17 protein-coding genes are annotated in these 20,128 nt (G+C 42.2%); 11 read left to right on the top strand and 6 right to left on the bottom strand.

Going from position 1 to position 20,128, the window contains the following annotated elements; all coding sequences use genetic code 11:
• Positions 1-32 precede the first annotated feature (32 nt).
• The 6 genes from ACE1CI_RS30030 to ACE1CI_RS30055 all read left to right on the top strand — a co-directional run bounded on the left by ACE1CI_RS30030 (position 33) and on the right by ACE1CI_RS30055 (position 6,635).
• Positions 33-950, top strand: a complete 918-nt coding sequence (locus ACE1CI_RS30030; RefSeq protein ID WP_413262426.1) for an ABC transporter permease — start codon at positions 33-35, stop codon at positions 948-950.
• Positions 951-988: 38 nt separating this feature from the next.
• Positions 989-1,471, top strand: a complete 483-nt coding sequence (locus ACE1CI_RS30035; RefSeq protein ID WP_413262427.1) for a DUF29 domain-containing protein — start codon at positions 989-991, stop codon at positions 1,469-1,471.
• 199 nt (positions 1,472-1,670) lie between these two features.
• Complete coding sequence (locus ACE1CI_RS30040) at positions 1,671-2,660, top strand: RpnC/YadD family protein (RefSeq protein ID WP_413262428.1); 990 nt, start codon at positions 1,671-1,673, stop codon at positions 2,658-2,660.
• 282 nt (positions 2,661-2,942) lie between these two features.
• On the top strand, positions 2,943-4,820 hold the full coding sequence (locus ACE1CI_RS30045; RefSeq protein ID WP_413262429.1) for a bifunctional serine/threonine-protein kinase/formylglycine-generating enzyme family protein: 1,878 nt from the start codon (positions 2,943-2,945) through the stop codon (positions 4,818-4,820).
• A gap of 352 nt (positions 4,821-5,172) precedes the next feature.
• Positions 5,173-5,985, top strand: a complete 813-nt coding sequence (locus tag ACE1CI_RS30050) for an ABC transporter permease (protein WP_413262452.1) — start codon at positions 5,173-5,175, stop codon at positions 5,983-5,985.
• Positions 5,986-6,185: 200 nt separating this feature from the next.
• The gene (locus ACE1CI_RS30055; protein WP_413262430.1) at positions 6,186-6,635 is read left to right on the top strand and encodes a DUF29 domain-containing protein; all 450 of its coding nucleotides are present in this window, start codon (positions 6,186-6,188) and stop codon (positions 6,633-6,635) included.
• Positions 6,636-6,872: 237 nt separating this feature from the next.
• Here ACE1CI_RS30055 and ACE1CI_RS30060 read toward each other — a convergent pair whose 3' ends face one another.
• The 4 genes from ACE1CI_RS30060 to ACE1CI_RS30075 form a co-directional block, all read right to left on the bottom strand.
• Positions 6,873-7,844 carry a DUF1517 domain-containing protein gene (locus ACE1CI_RS30060; protein WP_413262431.1) on the bottom strand — a complete coding sequence of 324 codons (972 nt, stop codon included), beginning with the start codon at positions 7,842-7,844 and terminating at the stop codon, positions 6,873-6,875.
• A 356-nt stretch (positions 7,845-8,200) separates the two neighbouring features.
• Complete coding sequence (locus ACE1CI_RS30065; RefSeq protein WP_413262432.1) at positions 8,201-9,670, bottom strand: mechanosensitive ion channel family protein; 1,470 nt, start codon at positions 9,668-9,670, stop codon at positions 8,201-8,203.
• A 552-nt stretch (positions 9,671-10,222) separates the two neighbouring features.
• Positions 10,223-10,435, bottom strand: a complete 213-nt coding sequence (gene thiS / locus ACE1CI_RS30070) for a sulfur carrier protein ThiS (protein ID WP_413262433.1) — start codon at positions 10,433-10,435, stop codon at positions 10,223-10,225.
• Positions 10,428-11,531 (bottom strand): thiamine phosphate synthase, encoded by a 1,104-nt coding sequence (locus ACE1CI_RS30075; RefSeq protein WP_413262434.1) that lies wholly within the window; start codon positions 11,529-11,531, stop codon positions 10,428-10,430. The genes thiS and ACE1CI_RS30075 overlap by 8 nt, the downstream gene beginning before the upstream one ends.
• A gap of 192 nt (positions 11,532-11,723) precedes the next feature.
• Between ACE1CI_RS30075 and ACE1CI_RS30080 the strand changes: the two genes are divergently transcribed.
• A complete protein-coding gene (locus tag ACE1CI_RS30080) occupies positions 11,724-13,427 on the top strand; it encodes a DUF1565 domain-containing protein (protein ID WP_413262435.1) in 1,704 nt (567 codons plus the stop codon).
• Positions 13,428-13,771: 344 nt separating this feature from the next.
• Here the strand turns inward: ACE1CI_RS30080 and dapF are convergent, their stop codons facing one another.
• The gene (gene dapF, locus ACE1CI_RS30085; RefSeq protein WP_413262436.1) at positions 13,772-14,614 is read right to left on the bottom strand and encodes a diaminopimelate epimerase; all 843 of its coding nucleotides are present in this window, start codon (positions 14,612-14,614) and stop codon (positions 13,772-13,774) included.
• Between the two features lie 157 nt (positions 14,615-14,771).
• On the opposite strand from dapF, the gene ACE1CI_RS30090 reads away from it, so the two are divergent.
• Positions 14,772-14,987, top strand: a complete 216-nt coding sequence (locus ACE1CI_RS30090; protein WP_413262437.1) for an Hfq-related RNA-binding protein — start codon at positions 14,772-14,774, stop codon at positions 14,985-14,987.
• 115 nt (positions 14,988-15,102) lie between these two features.
• On the opposite strand, the gene ACE1CI_RS30095 is transcribed toward ACE1CI_RS30090, so the two are convergent.
• Positions 15,103-17,439, bottom strand: a complete 2,337-nt coding sequence (locus ACE1CI_RS30095; RefSeq protein ID WP_413262438.1) for a monovalent cation:proton antiporter family protein — start codon at positions 17,437-17,439, stop codon at positions 15,103-15,105.
• Between the two features lie 150 nt (positions 17,440-17,589).
• On the opposite strand from ACE1CI_RS30095, the gene ACE1CI_RS30100 reads away from it, so the two are divergent.
• From ACE1CI_RS30100 to ACE1CI_RS30110, 3 genes are all read left to right on the top strand, one after another.
• Entirely contained in the window at positions 17,590-18,573 is a 984-nt protein-coding gene (locus ACE1CI_RS30100; RefSeq protein ID WP_413262439.1) for a M23 family metallopeptidase, read from the top strand.
• Positions 18,574-18,798: 225 nt separating this feature from the next.
• On the top strand, positions 18,799-19,365 hold the full coding sequence (locus tag ACE1CI_RS30105; RefSeq protein WP_413262440.1) for a late competence development ComFB family protein: 567 nt from the start codon (positions 18,799-18,801) through the stop codon (positions 19,363-19,365).
• 82 nt (positions 19,366-19,447) lie between these two features.
• Complete coding sequence (locus ACE1CI_RS30110) at positions 19,448-20,107, top strand: sigma-70 family RNA polymerase sigma factor (RefSeq protein WP_413262441.1); 660 nt, start codon at positions 19,448-19,450, stop codon at positions 20,105-20,107.
• Positions 20,108-20,128 lie beyond the last annotated feature (21 nt).

Consider the following 20,128-nt stretch of genomic DNA (forward strand, 5'->3'; position numbering starts at 1 on the left):
CCAAATCTAAAATCTCAAACTAAAATCGAACTGTGTCTACCCAAATTCCCTCAGTAAATCCTAGCTCTAATCCACCTGTTCCCGCCAAAAATCCCAGTGGAAAAGTTGGTCAACGTTGGTGGGAACCTCTGTTACTACTTGGCCCTTCTGGGTTATGGTTATTACTGTTATTAGTACTTCCCACCCTAGTAATTTTTGAATTAAGTTTAGTTCCGGGAATTAAACCTGGACAGGTAGTAAATCCTTCGGGAATAGCCAACTATATCCAAGCATTTCAACCAGTATATCTGAGGGTAATAGGGCGATCGCTCTATTTAGCCTTCGGAACCACAATAATTTGCCTACTTTTAGGATTTCCGGTAGCTTATTGGATTGCCTTATTGAGTCCAAAAAGATGGCGTAACTTAATTTTAGTTGCCTTTGTTTTACCCTTGTGGACTTCTTCCTTGTTGAGAACTTATGCCTGGATTACCATTTTACGTCGCAGTGGAGTTTTAAATACAATTCTGGCTAATATTGGCATTCCTCCAGTAGATATTCTTTACACGGATACAGCAGTTCTCATCGGCATGGGTTACGGATTATTGCCTTACATGGTATTAATTTTGTATGCTTCTTTAGAGAAATTAGACCGCAGATTATTAGAAGCAGCAGCAGACTTAGGTGCAAATCCGATTCAGACATTCACCAAAGTTACCATACCGCAAACTTTACCCGGAATAGCCGCAGGTTCCTTGCTAGTTTTTATTACCGGATTAGGTGATTTTGTCGATCCAGAATTGCTTGGTGGTGCTTCTAGTATGACAGTTTCTCGGCTGATTTATAACCAATTTTTAGGGGCGACACAAAATTGGGGATTTGGTTCAGCATTGAGTATGTTATTAATTATGGTGGTTAGTATTGCGATCGCCCTTTTAATTCGATTTGGTGAAGCAACTCCTCAGCGTTAGGAACTGGGGACTAGGGATTGGTTTTTGGAGACAGGCTTATGACACAAAATCAAACAATTACTCCCAAAAATTCCGAACTGTATGAAACAGATTTCTATGCTTGGACTATAGAACAAGCCCAGTTTTTGCGAGAAGGTTCATGGGATAGTTTAGATGTCCCAAATTTGATTGAGGAGATAGAATCATTGGGGAAACAGGAACGCCAAAAATTGCGAAACCGTTTGGCTATTCTATTTGGACATTTACTTAAGTGGGAGTTTCAGCCAAGTCATCGTTCTAATAGTTGGCTGGGTACAATCAAGGAACAAAGGCGACGAATTATAGAACTACTCGAAGAAAATCCTAGTTTAAAACCTTATTTACCCGAAGCCAAAGAAAAAGCCTATTTGGACGGTTTAGACTTAGCTGTTCAAGAAACTTCTATGAGCTACAAAGTTTTTCCCTATGAATGCCCTTACGAATTAAATCAGGCATTGGATTCTAACTTTTTTCCTGGCGAAGCATCAGACCTTTTGAATTAAATTAAGCTGCCATATTCTCAAATATAAAGACTGTTTATTTCCCATAAATTTAACAAATGGGTACTAGTAAAAATTAACTTGATATGATACTATCTAAATAATGGAAAAGGTGCGCTCATATATACTAATTTAAATTGGCTAACGGGTGTAAACTACATAAAATACCCAGAGCTAAACTACCTACTACTCATCAAGGTGCATGACCAATCCCCAAACAGAATTCGATACTCCTTGGAAAGATATCTTACAAGGCTATTTTGAGGAATTTATATTATTCTTTTTCCCGGAAGCTCATCAAGAAATCGATTGGACGCGCCCCCCGGAATTTCTAGATAAGGAACTACAACAAGTAGTGCGGGATGCCGAATTAGGGCGACGATTAGTTGATAAACTGGTAAAGATTTATCTTAAAAATGGTTCAGAAGTTTGGGTTTTGCTTCATGTAGAAGTGCAGAGTCAAGAAGAATCGGACTTTGCCGAGAGGATGTTTACTTATAATTATCGGATATACGATCGCTACAAGCGCACTGTAGCTTCTCTAGCCGTATTAGGTGACGAGCGAAAAAACTGGCGACCCGAACAATTTGGCTATGAATTATTTGGATGCGAAATCAGATTTAGATTTCCCGTAGTGAAATTGCTTGACTACCAACAACAATGGTCGGCGTTACAAGAAAACCGCAACCCCTTTGCTACTGTAGTAATGGCACACTTGAAAGCTCTGGAAACCCGCGATAATAGAACTGAGCGTAAAGAGTGGAAATTAGCTTTAACTAGACGGTTGTACGAACAAGGTTATGAACGGAAAGATATCATAAATATATTCCAGTTTATAGACTGGATAATGAGCCTCCCACAAGAATTAGATCGAGAGTTTTGGCAAGAAGTAATTCAATTAGAAGGAGAAAGACGTATGCCGTATATCACCAGCGTTGAAAGATTTGGAATTGAAAAGGGTATTGAACAAGGTATTGAGCAAGGTATTCAGCAAAGCCGACAACAGATGAAACAGATACTTTTAGAAAGTATTGAATTAGGGTTAGAGTTAAAATTTGGTGAGAGTGGATTAAGCTTGTTACCGGAAATTTCCGTGCTAGAAGATATAGATCAATTAAGAGCCATTCACACTGGGTTGAGAACGGCGAGTACAGTAGAGGAGTTGCGGCTAATTTATCAGCAACAGTCGTAAATTTTTGCGGTTTTGTCATTGTTTTAATACTAGCTTTTTAAGAAAAGGTAGAGATTGGGGAATTAGTAGGCGCGATCGCACTTAAATCAACTAAGTGCGATCGGCAAAAGCATAAAATTTTTGCCGAAAATCTTAACAAATTGGCACTAGTAAAAATTAACTTGACATGATACTATCTAGATAATGGAAAAGGTCTGCTCATATATACTAATTTTTCAAACTAAAAACCCTTGCGAGGTAGAAAGCAATTCCACTTTCTGCCAAACAAAGCTCTAACTAACTATGCAAATATGTCAAAATCCGAATTGCCCAAATCCCTTTAATCCTGACGGCAATCGCTTCTGTAGTTATTGTGGTGCAAACAATCTTGGTACATTATTTAGAAACCGCTTTCGGGTAATTGGATTAATTGGTGAAGGCGGATTTGGCAGAACTTACCAAGCAGAGGATGTAGATAAATTGGATGATCCTTGTGTGATCAAACAATTTGTGCCTCAAGTGCAGGGAACCGCAGCTTTAAACAAAGCAGCAGAACTGTTTAAACAAGAAGCAAAGCGACTTTTTGAATTAGGCGATCGTCATTCCCAAATTCCTCGATTGATTGCTTACTTTGAACAAGGAACTCGCCTTTACTTGGTGCAGGAGTTTATCAAGGGGCAAACTTTATTAGAAGAAGTGCGACAAGGTGCTTTTAATGAAGAGCAAATTTTGCAGATTTTGCATGATTTGTTACCTGTGCTGAAATTCATTCACGAAAGCAACGTCATTCATCGAGATATTAAACCAGACAATATTATCCGTCGTCAAAAAGATGGAAAATTAGTATTAATTGATTTTGGTGGTGCAAAGCAAGTAACTCAGACTAGTTTAGCGAAAGCTGCAACAGGAATTTACACACCTGGATATGCACCAACTGAACAAATGGCAGGTCGTCCTTGTCATGGTAGTGACTTATATAGTTTAGGTGCAACTTGCGTGCGGTTGTTAACTGGATGTTTACCTGTTCCTGATATTTCGGGTGAATTTGATGATCCGTTATATGATGCTCATGAAGGGCATTGGTTATGGCGAGAATATCTTCAGAAAAAAGGGCTAAAATTTAGCAGTGAACTGGGAAAACTTTTAGATAAGCTATTAGCGCATTTTCCGAAAGATAGGTTTCAGTCATCAGAGGAAGTGTTACAAATTTTGAATTCTCCAAAACCAAACCATAAAAGTACCACAAGTACAGCACCAAAATCAAACCCTCCCAAAACCGCTAGCACGACTACAATACCAGAAGCAAATAATGCTCAAACTAATGTTAAACGCTCAAGTAATTTGCAGCTTTTTGAATTTGATGTAGTCACAGTAGACTCTACGGGAAAGAAAATCAAAACCGAACGCAGTCAAGCAGAATTTTTTGTTGAAGATTTAGGCAATGGTGTAACTTTAGAAATGGTATCTATTCCCGGTGGAAAATTTATCATGGGTTCACCAAAGGGAGAAGGAAAAGATAACGAACGCCCACAACACCGAGTAAATGTAGCATCATTTTTCATGGGAAAAAGTCCCGTTACTCAAGCACAATGGAAAGCTGTTGCTGCTTTACCTAAAATTAAGACTCAACTCGATCCCGATCCATCTCATTTTAAAGGTGCAAATCGACCAGTAGAAAAGGTATCATGGGGCGACGCAGTAGAATTTTGTGCGCGACTTTCCAAAAAAACCGGACGTATTTACCGTTTACCTAGTGAAGCAGAATGGGAATATGCTTGTCGCGCAGGTACAACTACACCTTTCCATTTTGGAGAAACAATTAATTCTGACTTAGCTCGCTACGATGGTAGATACACTTATGCTTCAGAACCAAAAGGAATCTATTGGCAAAAAACAACTATTGTGGAAAGTGTTGCAGTAGCAAATGCCTTTGGACTTTACGATATGCACGGAAACATTTGGGAATGGTGCGCTGATCCTTGGCATAAAAATTATCTAGGAGCGCCATCAAATGCAGCAGTGTGGGAGATGCAGGGAAATTACAATTATCGGGTGCTGCGTGGGGGTTCTTGGTATGTTGGTCCTGCTAGTTGTACCTCTGCTTTTCGTAGCTTTGCTTCGCCCAGCTATCGCCACAATGATTCCGGTTTTCGCTTAGTCTATACAGTGAGGACTCCTTAACCCTTATTCCTTCTTCCTTCCTCTTCTTCTTCGTGTCCTTCGTGTCTTCGTGGTTCAAAAAAAATCTTTCTCACAAATCAAAAAGGATAGCTACTCAAGAAGTCAGCAGTTTGAGATAACTTGGACAAAATACGCTTTTTTTAATGAACCACGAAGACGCGAAGGAAGCGAAGGAAAGAGAAGAAAATTAGGGTTGTTGCCCAGATCCCCGACTTCTTCAAGAAGTCGGGGATCTAGATTTTCCTTCGGCTATACACACCCTACTGATTTGAGTGCAAGATTGAGGAATAGAGAAATAACACCCAATCCGGTAAATTAGAAAGTTGTGAAGCACGAAACAGACGACGGGCTAATGCCTAAACTACAGTCCCAGGAAAAACCCCGCTTTTATTGGCAGTTAATTTTCTCGCTGCTAATGTTTGTTTATATGTACTTACCAATCCTGGTACTAGCTTTTTTCAGTTTTAATGAATCTCGCTTTAGTGCTAGTTGGGAAGGTTTTACTCTGAAATGGTATCAACAGCTGTTTCAGGATCAGCGGATTCTCTCAGCTTTACAGAATAGCTTGATTGTGGCTGTTTCTGCGGTGGGAATTGCGGCAGTGATTGGGACGTTGATGGCTGTAGGTTTGGCGCGGTATCGCTTTCGGGGAAAAACTTTGTATCGAGGCGTATCTTACTTGCCTTTGATTATTCCAGATATTGCGATCGCAGTCGCCACCCTAGTCTTCCTCGCCGTCGTGCAAATCCGCCTCAGCATTTGGACTATCGTCGCTGCCCACGTCGTCTTTTGTCTCGCCTACGTCGGACTAGTTGTGTCTACCCGCCTCGCAGATTTAGACCCCCACTTAGAAGAAGCTGCACTCGACTTAGGCGCAACACCCAGACAAGCATTCTTAAAAGTATTATTACCCGAACTCATGCCCGGAATCATCTCCGGCTGTCTCCTCGCTTTCGTCCTCAGTTTAGATGACTTCCTGATTGCTAGTTTTACCGCAGGTAGCGGCGCAACTACTTTACCAATGGAAATTTTTAGCCGCATTCGTACAGGGGTTAAACCGGATATTAACGCCCTCAGCGTCATCCTAATGTTAATTTCTGGTGTAGTTTTCTTCCTCGCTGAATCTATCCGTTACCAAAGTGCGGAAAAACGGTTAAAGCAATAAATTAACTTAAAATTGATCTAATCTAAGCACTTCAACCCATTGTTAAATCTTCCGAACAATGGGCTTTTAGGTTAACTAAGAACAACTAGAATGGCTATAGCGGGATGGTGCGTTACACTGGCGTTAACGCACCCTACGGATAAAGGTTTTGGGTAGTCCTATGAATATTAAAGTACGAAAAAACGAGCTAAAAAAATGATATGGAAACTAAAATACTGAATTTAAAGCGACTTTATGAAAATGAGTACGATCGCTGGTTAACAGAAATGGTTAAGCTACTCAAAAATCGCGATCTGGAAAACTTAGATTATGACAATTTAATTGAGGAGTTGGAAGCATTGGGACGCAGCGAAAGAAATGCTGTTAAAAGTTTGCTATTACAGATTATTGTTCATCTAATGTTGTATCAATTTTGGGAATTAGAGAAAGAGAGAAACGCAAATCACTGGGCGGCAGAGATTATTACTTTTAGGGTTCAGTTAGAAGATAAACTTACCACTAATTTACAAAATTATTTAGCAGATGAATTGCCCAAAATCTACCAAAATGCTTTATTGATTGTCCATAAAAAAACTCAACTAACTTCTCTACCAGAACAATGTCCTTATTCTCTTGACCAATTACTTGATAAAAATTGGTTTCCTAATTAGTAATTAACATAATAAAAAACAGGGCTAGAATTAACTAACCCTGTTTTGATTTTTGATTGTTTGATTCGAGTCGCCTGATTTGATCCCCCTAAATCCCCCTTAATAAGGGGGACTTTGAAAGGTAATAAAGGGGACTTTGATAAAGATTTCCCTTCTTTGTAAGAGGGACTTTGAAAAGAGTTCCCCCCTTTGTAAGGGGGGTTAGGGGGGATCAAATTAGCGATTCGTAAAACCCCATTAAATCAGTTTCAAATTGGGATATTCGGCAATCATGTCATCAGAAGAGAGAGTATCGCCTTCTGCTTGGGGAGTCCAGAGAACTTCCATTGCTAATAATTTATCTCCAGGAATACCACCAAACTGACGCAATGCTTGACGCAAATCTTCTGAACTATTCACTTTTGGTAATTCAACTTTGCCCAAGGTAGCTGCTAACAGAGTCACTACAATATATTCACCTGACTCTTGTTGCGTTTCTACTAAAGCACCAGAAGTTTCACCCGCTGGTAAAGCAGCATTTGGAGTAGCTTGCTTCAGCAGATTATTCATATTAGAAAGAGTTTCAGAAGTAAACTTACTCCGTTCTGCCAAAGAAAAGCGGTTAAATTGAGCTTCTGCACCAGCTAAACGTGCTTGTTGACTTTCCCCACCTGCATAAACCCAGTATTCTGGATGGCGCAACAAAGCTAATGTAGCTTCTTGTACCACTTCGGCGCGACCTTCAGGAGAACCTGTATCAGCTTTTTCGGCAATTTGATTTAGTTCTGCTTGCAGAGTCCGCGCACCTGCCAACAAACCAACCTGTAACTTGGCTACAGAAACAGTCGGGTTGCTGGAATAGCCTAACTCTTCAGATTCACCAGCGCCTACACGACGGAAGGTTTGTACCAAAAAGTTAGCCAAAGTTAAGAAGATGATGATGGTAAACAAACCACCAAAACCGCCCCCAAATCCAAAAAATGGAATCAGGAAGGGAAACCCAAAACCGCCACCCCCATAAGGATAATATCCGCCAGAAGGCCCTGGTGCATAACTGCGAGGCCCAGAATAAGTGCGGCTAGGGGCACTAAAAGAACCACCACCAATGCGCCCACCAGTTCGGGCGGCTAAAGCCCCATCAGCATGACCAAGTGCTAAGGTAAGCACCAGACCAAGAACAATGACAGGTTTGACGAGTGGTTTAATAACTGAAAGTAATTTTTTGTACATATAACCCAGCCTCTTGAAAAGCTTTTATCTCAAAGAAACACTCTAACGTTCGTAGTAGCGACTTTAGTCGTTCTTAGTCATTTTCTACAGCTTCTTTGATTAATCACTTTTTTGTTACAACTTCTTTACACTCTTCTAATTTATCGCTTTCTCTCTTTCCTGGGCAGCTATCTGGGGGTGTATTGCTGGGTAGATTACCGTACCGTAGGAGCAAAGAATCTTTTTTACCGTAAATAGTGGAACTTACTGTGTCCCCTGTTTCTTTACCCACCACCGACGATCAAAGAGTGCCAGGATCAGCATAAAAGCTTAAAACTCGGTCATCATAATTCATGTTTTTGCTCAAAATTTTGTTCTTACGATTCCTGGGAGTTTGGTTTCCTCTTTGGAGAAATAACTTGCCGATCGAAAGGATTAATATTGTGAGAATCCGATTCATTTGGAGAATAATAGACAATGTATTGAGTCGGATGGAGGATAATACCTTGACTGAGAAACTCATCTAGAATTTGTTTTCTCACCGCACTACCTGTTTTAACTATGCTAGGTGTATGGGTAGCATATTTCAACAGATAAGTCATGTAGTTATGCTTGAAAGCGGAGCTTAAGATGAGAGGCTCTGGTTCCTGTACCACATTTGGTACTTTACGAGAGGCGTTCCTCAAAATTTCGTACACTTGCTGAGATGGAACATTAGCAGGAACGGCAACCTCTACAATCCATAACGGTGCAGGATAGATGTTATCTCTTGGGTTAGGCTGAGGATTAGTTCTGTAGTTAAGCACGTTACTACTTAAAATCGTTGAGTTGGGAATACTTACAAACTGATTCTCGTAATTTAGAAGTCGAGTTACAAATAGACCTCTTTCAATCACGGTTCCCCACAGTTCGCCGATTAGAATATCATCATTAATCCTAAATGCGCGGGTGTAGGTTAACAAAATACCAGCAATAATATTGGCAACTGCTGTACTAGAACCAATTGAAAGCAGTACGCCGATAAAGATGGAAATTCCTTGGAATGCACCACTATTTGACCCAGGAAGATAGGGAAAGGCAACGACCCCACAAAGAGCAAGTGTTAAAAATTGAATAATTCGTTGCGAAGGAGCCGCCCATTCTGGATCAAAATCTGGTATAACTAGATTTCCTGCCTCAATTTCCCCAAAAATAAACCGAATAAATTTAAGCGAATAATAAGCCGTGAAAAACAAAATAATCAGGAAGATTAAATTGGGTATGTAATTGACAAATCCCAAAACCACCTGGCTAATTGCGTTAAATATGGAGGTGAAAATTATGGAGGCTATAGGTTGAGTTTGGGGAAAAAAGGAAAGAACAGCGTTAACATAAAACAGCGCGATCGACCCTAGAATGACAAATCGGCTGCAGGTAATTACCCGCATTAAGAATTGAGTAATTTGTTCCGGGCGAAGTACCTCTTTACTACCAATACGAATTGTTCTAGTATATTTTGCCTGTAATTCTTTCACCTTAGTCGGAAGAAAACGGAAGAACCTATTAATTAAATTCCAACTAATAACCAGCAATAGGGTTGCCACTCCTGCCGCCAGTAAGCCTAGAATCAACTGTTTAAAGATCTCGCTATTGAGGAAGTTCATCACATTGCTGCTGAGGGAATCAAAAAACGAGATTTGAACTAGTATGTTCCCATGTGTTAATGCTATAATTCCTTGATTAACAGGTTCTGGTAAACTTTGATTTATCACAGTTGCACTGACTAAAGGGGCGATCGCTAATATAATTATTGCCATTAACAAAAGGCTGATAAAACGTTTAGTTGTACGGGAAAGTCGGGGTTTCATTATGTCTTTCTACTATTGACAATTGAGTTTTTCAGTTTTATAAGCTGATACGCATTTAAATTGGGGGTTTTGAAGCCTAGACCCCTTGCAGTAAGGATTTCAGGCAAAAAATTTAAATGCTTAACAGCTTATTCTTGTTAGATATAATACCATGAATAATTCCTGGTTATAAAATTGTCGATTTAATTCAACCCACATTCCGCACCCAAAAATGTCACATACACTAAATGCGCGAAAGATAAAGGGTGTGACACACTACATTTAGGGGTACGGAATGTGGGTTAAAAATTATGAAAAGTTTTGGGCGAATGTAATTCGCTACTAAGTAGGTGGTAATAAATTAAAGTCAACAACCAAAACGCTGAACCCCTTATCCCAAGAGACTTAAAGAATTTGGGAATATTACTTTATTTAATACCGCTTACTTACATACACAAAGTTCACGCAGGTGGACTAACAAAAATCAAGGTTTTTCGTAGGTGGGTAAAGTCTCGTGTAGCCGCGACTTCTGGTTGCCAAGGCTTTTCAAACAACCTCTTAGACCTGAGAATGTCAACCGCCACCAACGATCGTAACAACCTCCAATTTATCGCCCTCCTTCACCTCAGTCTCTAACCAAAATTGCCGATGCAGAATTTCCCCGTTATACTCTACAGCTACTAAACGGGGATTAAAACCCAAATGCGTTAATAAGTCGGGGATTAGCATTTGGGATGGACAATTACGGTTTTCGCCGTTTACCTGTAGTGTGATTTCATTAGACATGAGATTGCGGTAAGTGCGATCGATAATTACGCAGAGTTTGCACGCGAGTCAACTGCGAGATAAAGTACTGAGTCACTAACGTTGGCTGTTCTGCTTGCATAACTGCCCTAACTACAGCAACTCTATCTGCCCCTGCTGAGAGTACATCATTTAAATTACTCGGATCAATCCCACCAATGGCAAACCAGGGCAATTTCGCGTTTTGGGCAGCATAACGGACATATTCTAAACCTGTGGCAGCTTTATCGACTTTGGTGGGAGTGGCGTAAACTGGGCCTACCCCAATATAATCTGCGCCTTCTGCGATCGCACGCTGCATTTCCTCTGGGTTTGTGGTAGAACGTCCTATAATCCGATGTGGGCCAAGTAACTGCCTTGCAATTGCGATCGGCATATCCTGCTGACCCAAATGTACACCATCAGCATCCACCGCTAAAGCTAAATCTACTCGGTCATTCACAATCAACAAAGCTTCGTAATGATGGCACAGTTTACATAATCTATCCGCAACTTCAAACCTAACATTATCATTCCCCGTTTTATCCCGGTACTGCACCAGAGTTAACCCGCCTTCTAAAGCAGCTTCGACGATCGCAAACAAATGTTCTGAGGCAGAAGTTACCAGATACAACGAACTCTGCAACAATTTCTGTTGCCGTTGATAACCTAACAAATTCGTCTCTAAAATGTATGCGCGATAACGCATTTGCTTAAACGCGCTTCCCATCTCTGCTAAGTAAAGTTTGCCGTACTCTTCCAAAACTCGCAGCGCCTCTTGTACCCGACAAAGATTTGCTTGTAAAAGTTGCCCAATATTGGCGCGAGTTTCTTCTTGGGGATGACTTAACTCAGTTCCCACATCACCCAAAGTATCGCGAAACGCCCGTAACTCTGGGGTATGCCATTTCGCAATTTCTTGGCGCAACTGCTTGCATTCTGCCGCCAACTCGCTACTATTAAGACCAAACCGACACCATTCCTCAACAATTCTTAAACCTTCTCTAGCGCGGTCTAAATTAGCATCTAAAATACGGCATAACGCAGGCTGCGCTTGTAAGGGTAACTCAGCTAATAATAACTTGGGGCGATCGACCATTGTCACAACTCCATTTAGTTCATTAATCCTAATAAATTAGTCAGATAGGGTGCTCCCAAAGCATAATTTTCTCATTTTTACCAGGAGAATCAGACTCTTGGAAGCGATTAAATTTTGCTTTAACAATTGCTTTACCTGAGATTTGCAGTTTAATCTTTAGTACTCTCGGAAATTTTAGGAGGACAGCTAGCTGTGAATTTACCACGCCACTGTCAATATTCGGCAAAACCTCCCATAAAGTTAGTCCCCGGCTATTTAACTAAGCACTCCCTGAAAGCCAGTTTAGGACTTGCTACAATAGCCCTGCTTTGTTGGGAAAACACCGCAGTAGGGGCGGGTTTTGTAATTAATTCTTCTACTGCGATCGCACAATTATCTGCTAAACCCGCCCCTACTTTACCACCACAGCCGCAAGTAGTTGAAAGTTTCCCAGTATCGCAAACAGAGTCAACCATGACTCAATTGTTTGTCAACCCGATCGCAGGTAATGATACCGCTGGAAACGGTAGCAACGGCACACCTTTCAAAACCATTACCCAAGCCTTAAAAGTCGCCAGAGAAAACACCGTCATTTACCTCGCCCCCGGAACTTACAGCCAACAAAGTGGCGAAACTTTCCCCCTACAACTAAAATCTGGCATTACTCTTCAAGGAGATCCCCCAAGCAAAGGTCGAAGTATCATTATTAAAGGTGGCGGCTTATTCATTAGTCCGACTTTCGCCCGTCAAAATATTACCATCCTCGCCGCTAACAAATCAGGCATTGCCGGAATCACAATTACTAACCCTAACACCAGAGGCTACGGTTTATGGATTGAATCAACTAACCCAGTAGTCGCAGATTGTACTTTCATTGGCAATAGTCACGATGGAATTTCCGTAGCAGGTAATAGTGCCCCTTTAATACGCAACAACTACTTCGCCAATAATGGGGCAAATGGCATGACTATTTACGGTTCTTCTCGCCCCGAAGTGAGGGAAAATGTGTTTGAAAGGACTGGATTTGCCATTAATATTGGTAACGATGCCACACCCTCGATCGCAGGTAATCGCATCTCCCAAAATACAGACGGAATTGTGATCCAAGGTAAAGCTAGACCAATTTTGCGCGGTAATACGATCGAAAGCAATAGTCGAGATGGTTTAGTTGCCTTAACTGAAACTATGCCAGATTTGGGAACCGCTCAAGACCCAGGTGGTAATATTTTCCGTAATAATGGTCGCTATGAAATTAATGCCGGAACTGCGGTGCAAGTAATTTCCATGTATGGTAATCAATTAACTAGTAGGCGGTTAATTGGACGCATTTCCGTAGATGGTAATTTAATTCAAGTTAGCGCCCCTCGTAGCAGTTCCCCCGTAGCATTTACAAATGATGGCAGTGCGGTACAACTTCGAGTTCCCGCCCCCACTGTGAGGAAACGCCCTGCGCGTCGCAACAGAAGGGCGAGGGCTACTACCAGAAGGCGGGCGAGAAGACAAGTTCGCCGCCCCACAGTCGTCGCCAGAAGTACTTCAACACCAACAGCAGTACCAATACCAGTACCAACTTCACAACAGGCGAGACTTCCTCAAACAGGACTTCAACCTGGTGTTTTACCAACAGCGAACCCGACATTTTCTCAGGTAAATACTAACAGTTTGCCCAGCCAAACTTTACCTCAAACTAATCAAACTGTTTCGGCATTAGGTTTACGTTACCGTGTGGTGGTTGAAGTGCGAACTTTGGAGGAACAAACAAAAGTTTTATCTTTAGTTCCGGGGGCTTTTCGCACTATTTCTGATGGCAAAGTAGTCATGCAAGTGGGGGCTTTTAGCGATCGCGATCAAGCCGAGGAAATGCTAGAAAAAATTAATAGCAACGATCTGTTAGGTGCGATCGAAGAAATTGATTGAGCAGAGGGGCTCCAGGGGCAGGGGAGCAGAGGGGCTCCAGGGGCAGGGGGGCAGGGGAGCAGGGGGGCAGGGGAGCAGGGGAGCAGGGGAGCAGGGGAGCAGGGGGGCAGGGGAGCAGGGGGGCAGGGGGGCAGGGGAGCAGGGGGGCAGGGGAGCAGGGGGGCAGGGGAGCAGAAGGTAAAAATTCCCCTTGTCCCCTAGTCCCCTTGTCCCCTTGTCCCCTAGTCCCCTAGTCCCCTTGTCCCCTTGTCCCCTTGTCCCCTTGTCCCCTAGTCTCCTTGTCCCCTAGTCCCCTTGTCCCCTAGTCCCCCAGTCCCCAGTCCCCAGTCCCCAGTTCCCAGTCCCTAGTACCAAGTTCCAGTAAAAACTTTAACAGCTGGGCCAGTCATGTAAACTCGCTGTTCTACCTCTGACCATTGAATTTCCAATGGGCCACCGGGTAATTCTACAGTAGCTTGGCGATCGCAATTTCCCGTAAGCACCCCAGCCACCAAAGCCGCACAAGCACCAGTACCACAAGCCATAGTTGCCCCAGCACCTCTTTCCCAAACCAACATTTTTAAATAATTTCGGTTAACTACTTGAATAAATTCCGTATTTGTGCGTTGGGGAAAAACTGAATGATGCTCAAATTGTGGGCCAATTTCTGCCAAAGGAATCGCTGCTACATCCTCCACAAAAGTAATACAGTGAGGATTACCCATACTCACACAAGTCACATTCCAAGACTTTCCTGCCACTTCCAAAGGTTGATTAATCACCTTTTCTGATGCAGCAGTCAAAGTCGTGGGAATTTCCTTTGCCAACAGTCGGGGTACACCCATATCTACTGTAACTTGACCATCAGGACGCAATTCGGGCGACATTACGCCACCTAAAGTATGAATGCGATAACGCAGCGATTGAGTTGAACGACCTTCCAAATCCGCGATAAACTTAGCTAAACAGCGGATACCATTGCCACACATTTCCGGTTCCGAACCATCAGAATTAAAAATCCTCATGGTGTAATCTGTGCCTTCGAGTCCCGGTAAAACAAAGATTACCCCATCTGCACCGATACCAAAATGGCGATCGCACCACTTAATCGCCTCTTGGGGTGTTAACATTGGCTGGGACGAAGCCCGATTATCAATCAAAATGAAATCATTTCCTAAACCCTGGTACTTAGTAAACTCAATTGCCATTACAATTACCTTTGTCCTTCGTTAATTTGTCCTTCGTCATTCGTCCTTCGTCATCTGTCATTTGTCATTTGTCATTTGGATAAACTTTGCCACAATGACTAATCACCAATGACATAAGACCAATAACCAATGACTAATCACCAACGCTCAATTAGATATGACTAGTGGATTTGATACTAATTTACCTAGTGTACGGCAAGTTCAATCAATTATTAAAGCTCAAAAGCGAGTTGAGCTAAAGTTGTTAACTGGAGAAGTACTCAGCGGAATACTACGTTGGCAAGATCAAAATTGCATCGCTATTATCGATGATAGTAATCAACAAACTTTAGTTTGGCGACAATCAATAGCTTATCTAAAAGCCTTTGATTAAAAACGTAGTTCGTTGTAACGACTTCAGTCGTAGTTCGTTGTAACGACTTCAGTCGTTTCCTTCCTAGATAGAAGGACTGAAGTCCTCACAACGAACCTGAATTAAATTGAAAAATTCAAGGTTCTCGCAAATTATCCATTGGTAAATATTCGAGCAAAGCTTGACTTTCTGCGGCTTGAACTACTGGAACAATAGGAATAGATCGTTGCTCTTCTGGCATCAGAGAAGCTTGTAATAATTTCAGTGGATGATAACCACCACAGAGCAAAATTCTATCACCTACTTGCAGAGCAATATCCTCTTCTGGATCGCGGATAAACTTACCTTCACGACGAAGAGCACTCGCTTTTATTCCATACTGCCGCTCAATATCTAAATGTGCCAAAGTTTTACCCACAAAAGGACTATTTTCTGGGACTAAAATCCATTGACAAGAAGGCGCACTTTTTGCTGGAATAGCTGCTTTACCTTTTGCCAAATCATCCAAAGCGGCTAACTCCTCAGCTTGTCCCACAACTAATAAGCGATCGCCTTCCTCAATAGTAGTAAAATTATCTGGATAATCCACCTCTTCCCCAGTCGCACGCCGAATTGCCATCAAGCTTACACCAGCCAAATTCCGTAAATCTGCTTCGGCTAAATTCATTCCCGACAAAGGAGAATTAGCAGGTAAAGAATACCAGCGACTATTCATATCTTGCGTTGCCAATTCTAACTCGCGAGAAACTTCAGAAGCCGATCGTTGTGGACGTAATTCTAAATAATGATGTTTGCGAATTTCCTGTGCTTGCTGTTGAATAGTCGCCAAACTCATACCCATGCGATTTAACAAATGACTGACTAATTCTAAGCTAGCCTCAAACTCTGGTTGTACTACCTCCTTCGCCCCCAATTGATAAAGTAATTCGATATCTTTATCCTTATTAGCACGCACTACCACATCTAAATCTGGGGATAATTCTAAAGATCGGCGCAAAGCATTTCTAGTACTCATTGCATCAGGAAGACAAATTCCCATTCCCCTTGCTTGCGCTACTCCAGCAGTTTGTAAAACGTGCAAACTTGCAGCATTACCATAAACATAAGAAATTCCCGCTTCTCTTAATTGTTGAATTTTACTTTCCGACTGATCGATGACAACTACCGGATAACCATGTTGCTGCACCTGTTGCACTAAATTTCGTCCCACTCTGCCATAACCACAAATTACCACATGATTTTGTGAAGGCAATTCCGGCGCAACATCTAAAGGCAAATCAGTAGGATCGAGAAAGTTTTTCAACCAAGGAATTTCAAATAATTGAGGTACTAACCGCATCACAAAGGGAGTCAACACCAAAGTTACCGCAGTCGTACCTAAAATTAATAAATAAACCCGTCGAGAAACTAAACCTAAAACCTGACCTTCACTAGCTAAAACAAAAGAAAACTCCCCAATTTGTGCTAATCCCAATCCAGCAATTACCGCTGTTTTCCAAGAATAGCGAAACAATCTTACTAAAGGAGTAACAATTAAGAATTTTCCTAAAAATACTAACGCCACCAATCCCAGAATTAACTCTAGATTCTTCCAGAGGAAAATCGGATCGATTAACATTCCGATCGAAGCGAAAAACAGTGTGGCAAAAATGTCTCGTACTGGTTCAACATAAGTCAAAGTTTGGTCAGCATATTCTACTTCTGAAATCATTAAACCAGCGACGAATGCACCCATTTCAATAGAAAGACCCAAAGATTCAGTAAATAGGGCAATTCCTAAACATAAAGCCACTACACCCAGTAAGAATAATTCTTGGCTTTCAGTACGCGCCAAAAATCGCAGCAAAGGTGGAATTAACCAAATCCCAACCGCAACTGCACCCGCAGCAAACAAGCCAATTCTTAACAAAGCAAATAATACAGCTTTTCCAATTGCTTCCGGTGGTTGGTCAAGGGCAGGCAAAACTGCTAACATCAACCCCAATGCTAAATCTTGAACTACCAAAATTCCTAACATTACTTGACCGTGAGGAGTTTCGGTTTCGTTCCGTTCCATCAAGCATTTTAAAACTACCGCAGTGGAAGAAAGGGAAAGAATTGCCCCTAAAAACACACCTTTGGCTGGTAAAGTAGCCCAAGCGCCAGTAATTCCGCAGACTACAACCGTAACTAAAATTGTCAGGATTATTTGTAGCCCCCCACCTCCCAGAGCAATTTTCTGTACTTTCCTGAGTTCCGCAAATGAGAACTCAACTCCCAAGGCAAACAGGAGGAAAGCTACACCAAATTGAGCCAGTGTCTCTACTTGAATTACTTCTTTAATTAATCCTAGTCCGGCTGGCCCAACAACCATTCCGCCCAACAAATAGCCCAGCAACACAGGCTGTCGTAGTATTGCGGCTAACAGCCCTCCAAACGCAGCCGCACTGAGAACTAATACTAAATCAACAATTAGCCTAAAGTCTTCTTGCACAAGTTTTCTGAAAAAAGTATTAAGGTATATGAACTTAGAATACAAACTTTTGCCCGTATAGGGGAAGACAATTTGAGAAAAGGCAGAGGAGTACAGGGGAGCAAAGGAGAGATGGTATTGTAATGAGGTTGAAGTGTACTAAAACTCATCATGAGTAATTGGCAAAGAACAATTTTGGACTGGAAATTGCGGATTTCGCGATCGACCACAACTCTATTGAGGCGCTGTACAACCTCACCCAAGAAAGTCTCTGTAGTGCAACTATTAAACAAATTTAAGAGAATTCCTTCTGCCTTATTTATCCTGACTACGACGATTTTATTTTTAGCTGCACCTGTAATTGCTCAAAGGGTGCAGGTGTCGCCAGCTAGTCCCAGGTTAGGGGATACCATTTCAGTAATCATTCAGGACGCATCGAAACAAGGGGCAAAACCTACGTTAAGGATGGATGATAAGAGTTATCCGATGTTTCCGATAAATACGAATACTTATCGGGCATTTTTGCCGACAACGCCACTGGAAAGACCGGGAATTCGCCTTCTTCAAGTGCAGGTGGATGGACAGGTAGAAAATCTTTCGGTGAATGTAGGCTCGCGCACTTTCCCCACCCAACGCATTCGCATTGCTACCACTAGCAGCGGTGGACTCGAACCTACCCAACATGAATTAAACCGAGTAGCAGCGTTTCGCCAACTAGCCACCCCAGAAAAATATTGGACTGGCCCGTTTATCCCACCCAGTCGCGCTAGGCGAAGCACTGTATATGGAGTGCGTCGTTACTATAACGGCGTTTTCGCCAAAGACTACTACCATCGCGGTTTAGATTTTGCTGGCGCTCAAGGTTCGCCTGTAGTCGCCCCAGCACCAGGTAGAGTAGCTTTGGTGGGCAAACTCTCCGAAGGTTTCCGGTTGCATGGTAATACGGTTGGTATCGATCACGGTCAAGGGGTAACGAGTGTATTTCTCCACTTGAGCCGAATTAACGTTCAAGAAGGAGATTTTGTGCAAGCAGGTCAACTTATTGGTGCGATCGGTTCCACTGGCGCTTCCACAGGCCCTCACCTACACTGGGGTTTGTATGTTAATGGCAAATCAATTGATCCCGCACCTTGGTTGGCTCAAACTATGGAATAAAACTAAATTTGTGAGGGAAACACTTGATTAATTCCCGGAACTAGAACCAAAATGTAGTAAAGATGAAAATCCTGGCTTTAAATCAGGAAATACTCAATTGTTTACTTAATCGGTCAGAAAAACCAACTTTCTGAAGTGCGGTTGAGTGTTAGTTTAGGGTGAGGCAATATTGAGAAAAAATAAGCTCGTCTAGCAAAAGTGCCTTGGGGAGCCATAGAGAAATTTATGAGTATTGAGAAAATAGTTGAACAAGCCTTACAAGATGGTTATCTGACACCAGCAATGGAAGCGGAAGTGGCAAGAATCTGCGATACTGCCTCGGAGCTTTCCATTGAAGAGTATATGGCGCTAGACCGACTAATGGGTTCGCTATTAACTGGGGAAGTGGTGGCAGTGCCGCGCAAACAGTTTATTAATGTGATGGAAGAGTTGGTGCTCACAGAAGCGATCGCTCGCGTAGCAGAAATTGAAGCTAACAGTAACCAAGTATTAGATGTGGGTGATATAGCAGCTTATGCCTTAAACCGATTACCTCCCCTCTACGCTACCACCGAAGAAGGCGCTACCTATCAACGGAAGCGGGCGAAGGAGGAACTGCAAGAATTTATTGCTCAACAAGTTCGAGAAGCTATTGCGCGAAACATTGATAAACCAGAAATAGACCCCTCCCGAATATTACTCGGTAAAGCTTCCAAAACTGATGTGGTACAGCAGGTAAGTTCTTTATTACAAGCTTACGCCCCTACCTTTGAACCAAAATCAGACAAAGAATCTGGATCGGATCAAAATTAGACAAATATCATGGTAAGTGCAGGAACTTCTCATACAGCAGTATCGTCTTTCGGAATAGGACGTTATTAATCTGTATCTGTCCATGAGTCAATCAATTCCTGTATCCTGGTCTAGCGCTGAGGTCATGATTCCTCAAACGCAAGTGCAGCCTGTAGAAAAGCTCTCTAATTACGATTTGGTTTTGCGCTGCCAAACTGGTCATCGACCGCAACGTGAGGCATTCGCCGAATTGTTGCGCCGATATCAGCCCCATGTGGAGAAGATTTTATATCATCTGGCTCCAGATTGGCAGGATAGAGCAGATTTAGCCCAAGAAGTCTGGATTCGCGTTTATCGCAATATTAAGCGCCTCAATGAGCCTGTAAAATTCCAAGGTTGGCTCAGTCGCATTGCGACTAACTTGTTTTATGACGAATTACGGAAACGCAAGCGCGTTAACCAACCTTTGTCATTAGATGCACCGAGAATGCTCGATGATGGCGAAATGGATTGGGAAATTGCGGCGGATAATCCCGGCCCAGTAGAAAAATTAAGTACTACTGAGTTTTATGAGCAATTGCATAGAGCGATCGCAGATTTACCAGACGTTTTTCGCATTACCATAGTTTTGCGCGAAATAGAAGGCATGGCTTATGAAGAAATTGCCGAAATTACCGGAGTTTCTCTGGGAACGGTGAAATCGCGCATCGCTAGAGCGCGACAAAGACTTCAGTCCCAATTACAAAATTATTTAGATAGTTAGTAAAACTTCAAAATGGCTTCA

Source organism: Floridaenema flaviceps BLCC-F50 (genome assembly GCF_041929275.2).
Lineage (GTDB): Bacteria > Cyanobacteriota > Cyanobacteriia > Cyanobacteriales > Aerosakkonemataceae > Floridanema > Floridanema flaviceps.

Excerpts from the sequence above, each read along its gene's own strand:
- ACE1CI_RS30075 (WP_413262434.1), bottom strand. The coding sequence starts at position 11,531 with ATGGTCGATCGCCCCAAGTTATTATTAGCTGAGTTACCCTTACAAGCG.
- dapF (WP_413262436.1), bottom strand. The coding sequence starts at position 14,614 with ATGGCAATTGAGTTTACTAAGTACCAGGGTTTAGGAAATGATTTCATT.
- thiS (WP_413262433.1), bottom strand. The coding sequence starts at position 10,435 with ATGTCTAATGAAATCACACTACAGGTAAACGGCGAAAACCGTAATTGT.
- ACE1CI_RS30055 (WP_413262430.1), top strand. The coding sequence starts at position 6,186 with ATGGAAACTAAAATACTGAATTTAAAGCGACTTTATGAAAATGAGTAC.
- ACE1CI_RS30090 (WP_413262437.1), top strand. The coding sequence starts at position 14,772 with ATGACTAGTGGATTTGATACTAATTTACCTAGTGTACGGCAAGTTCAA.
- ACE1CI_RS30050 (WP_413262452.1), top strand. The coding sequence starts at position 5,173 with ATGCCTAAACTACAGTCCCAGGAAAAACCCCGCTTTTATTGGCAGTTA.
- ACE1CI_RS30035 (WP_413262427.1), top strand. The coding sequence starts at position 989 with ATGACACAAAATCAAACAATTACTCCCAAAAATTCCGAACTGTATGAA.
- ACE1CI_RS30040 (WP_413262428.1), top strand. The coding sequence starts at position 1,671 with ATGACCAATCCCCAAACAGAATTCGATACTCCTTGGAAAGATATCTTA.
- ACE1CI_RS30045 (WP_413262429.1), top strand. The coding sequence starts at position 2,943 with ATGCAAATATGTCAAAATCCGAATTGCCCAAATCCCTTTAATCCTGAC.
- ACE1CI_RS30060 (WP_413262431.1), bottom strand. The coding sequence starts at position 7,844 with ATGTACAAAAAATTACTTTCAGTTATTAAACCACTCGTCAAACCTGTC.
- ACE1CI_RS30100 (WP_413262439.1), top strand. The coding sequence starts at position 17,590 with ATGAGTAATTGGCAAAGAACAATTTTGGACTGGAAATTGCGGATTTCG.
- ACE1CI_RS30105 (WP_413262440.1), top strand. The coding sequence starts at position 18,799 with ATGAGTATTGAGAAAATAGTTGAACAAGCCTTACAAGATGGTTATCTG.
- ACE1CI_RS30110 (WP_413262441.1), top strand. The coding sequence starts at position 19,448 with ATGAGTCAATCAATTCCTGTATCCTGGTCTAGCGCTGAGGTCATGATT.
- ACE1CI_RS30065 (WP_413262432.1), bottom strand. The coding sequence starts at position 9,670 with ATGAAACCCCGACTTTCCCGTACAACTAAACGTTTTATCAGCCTTTTG.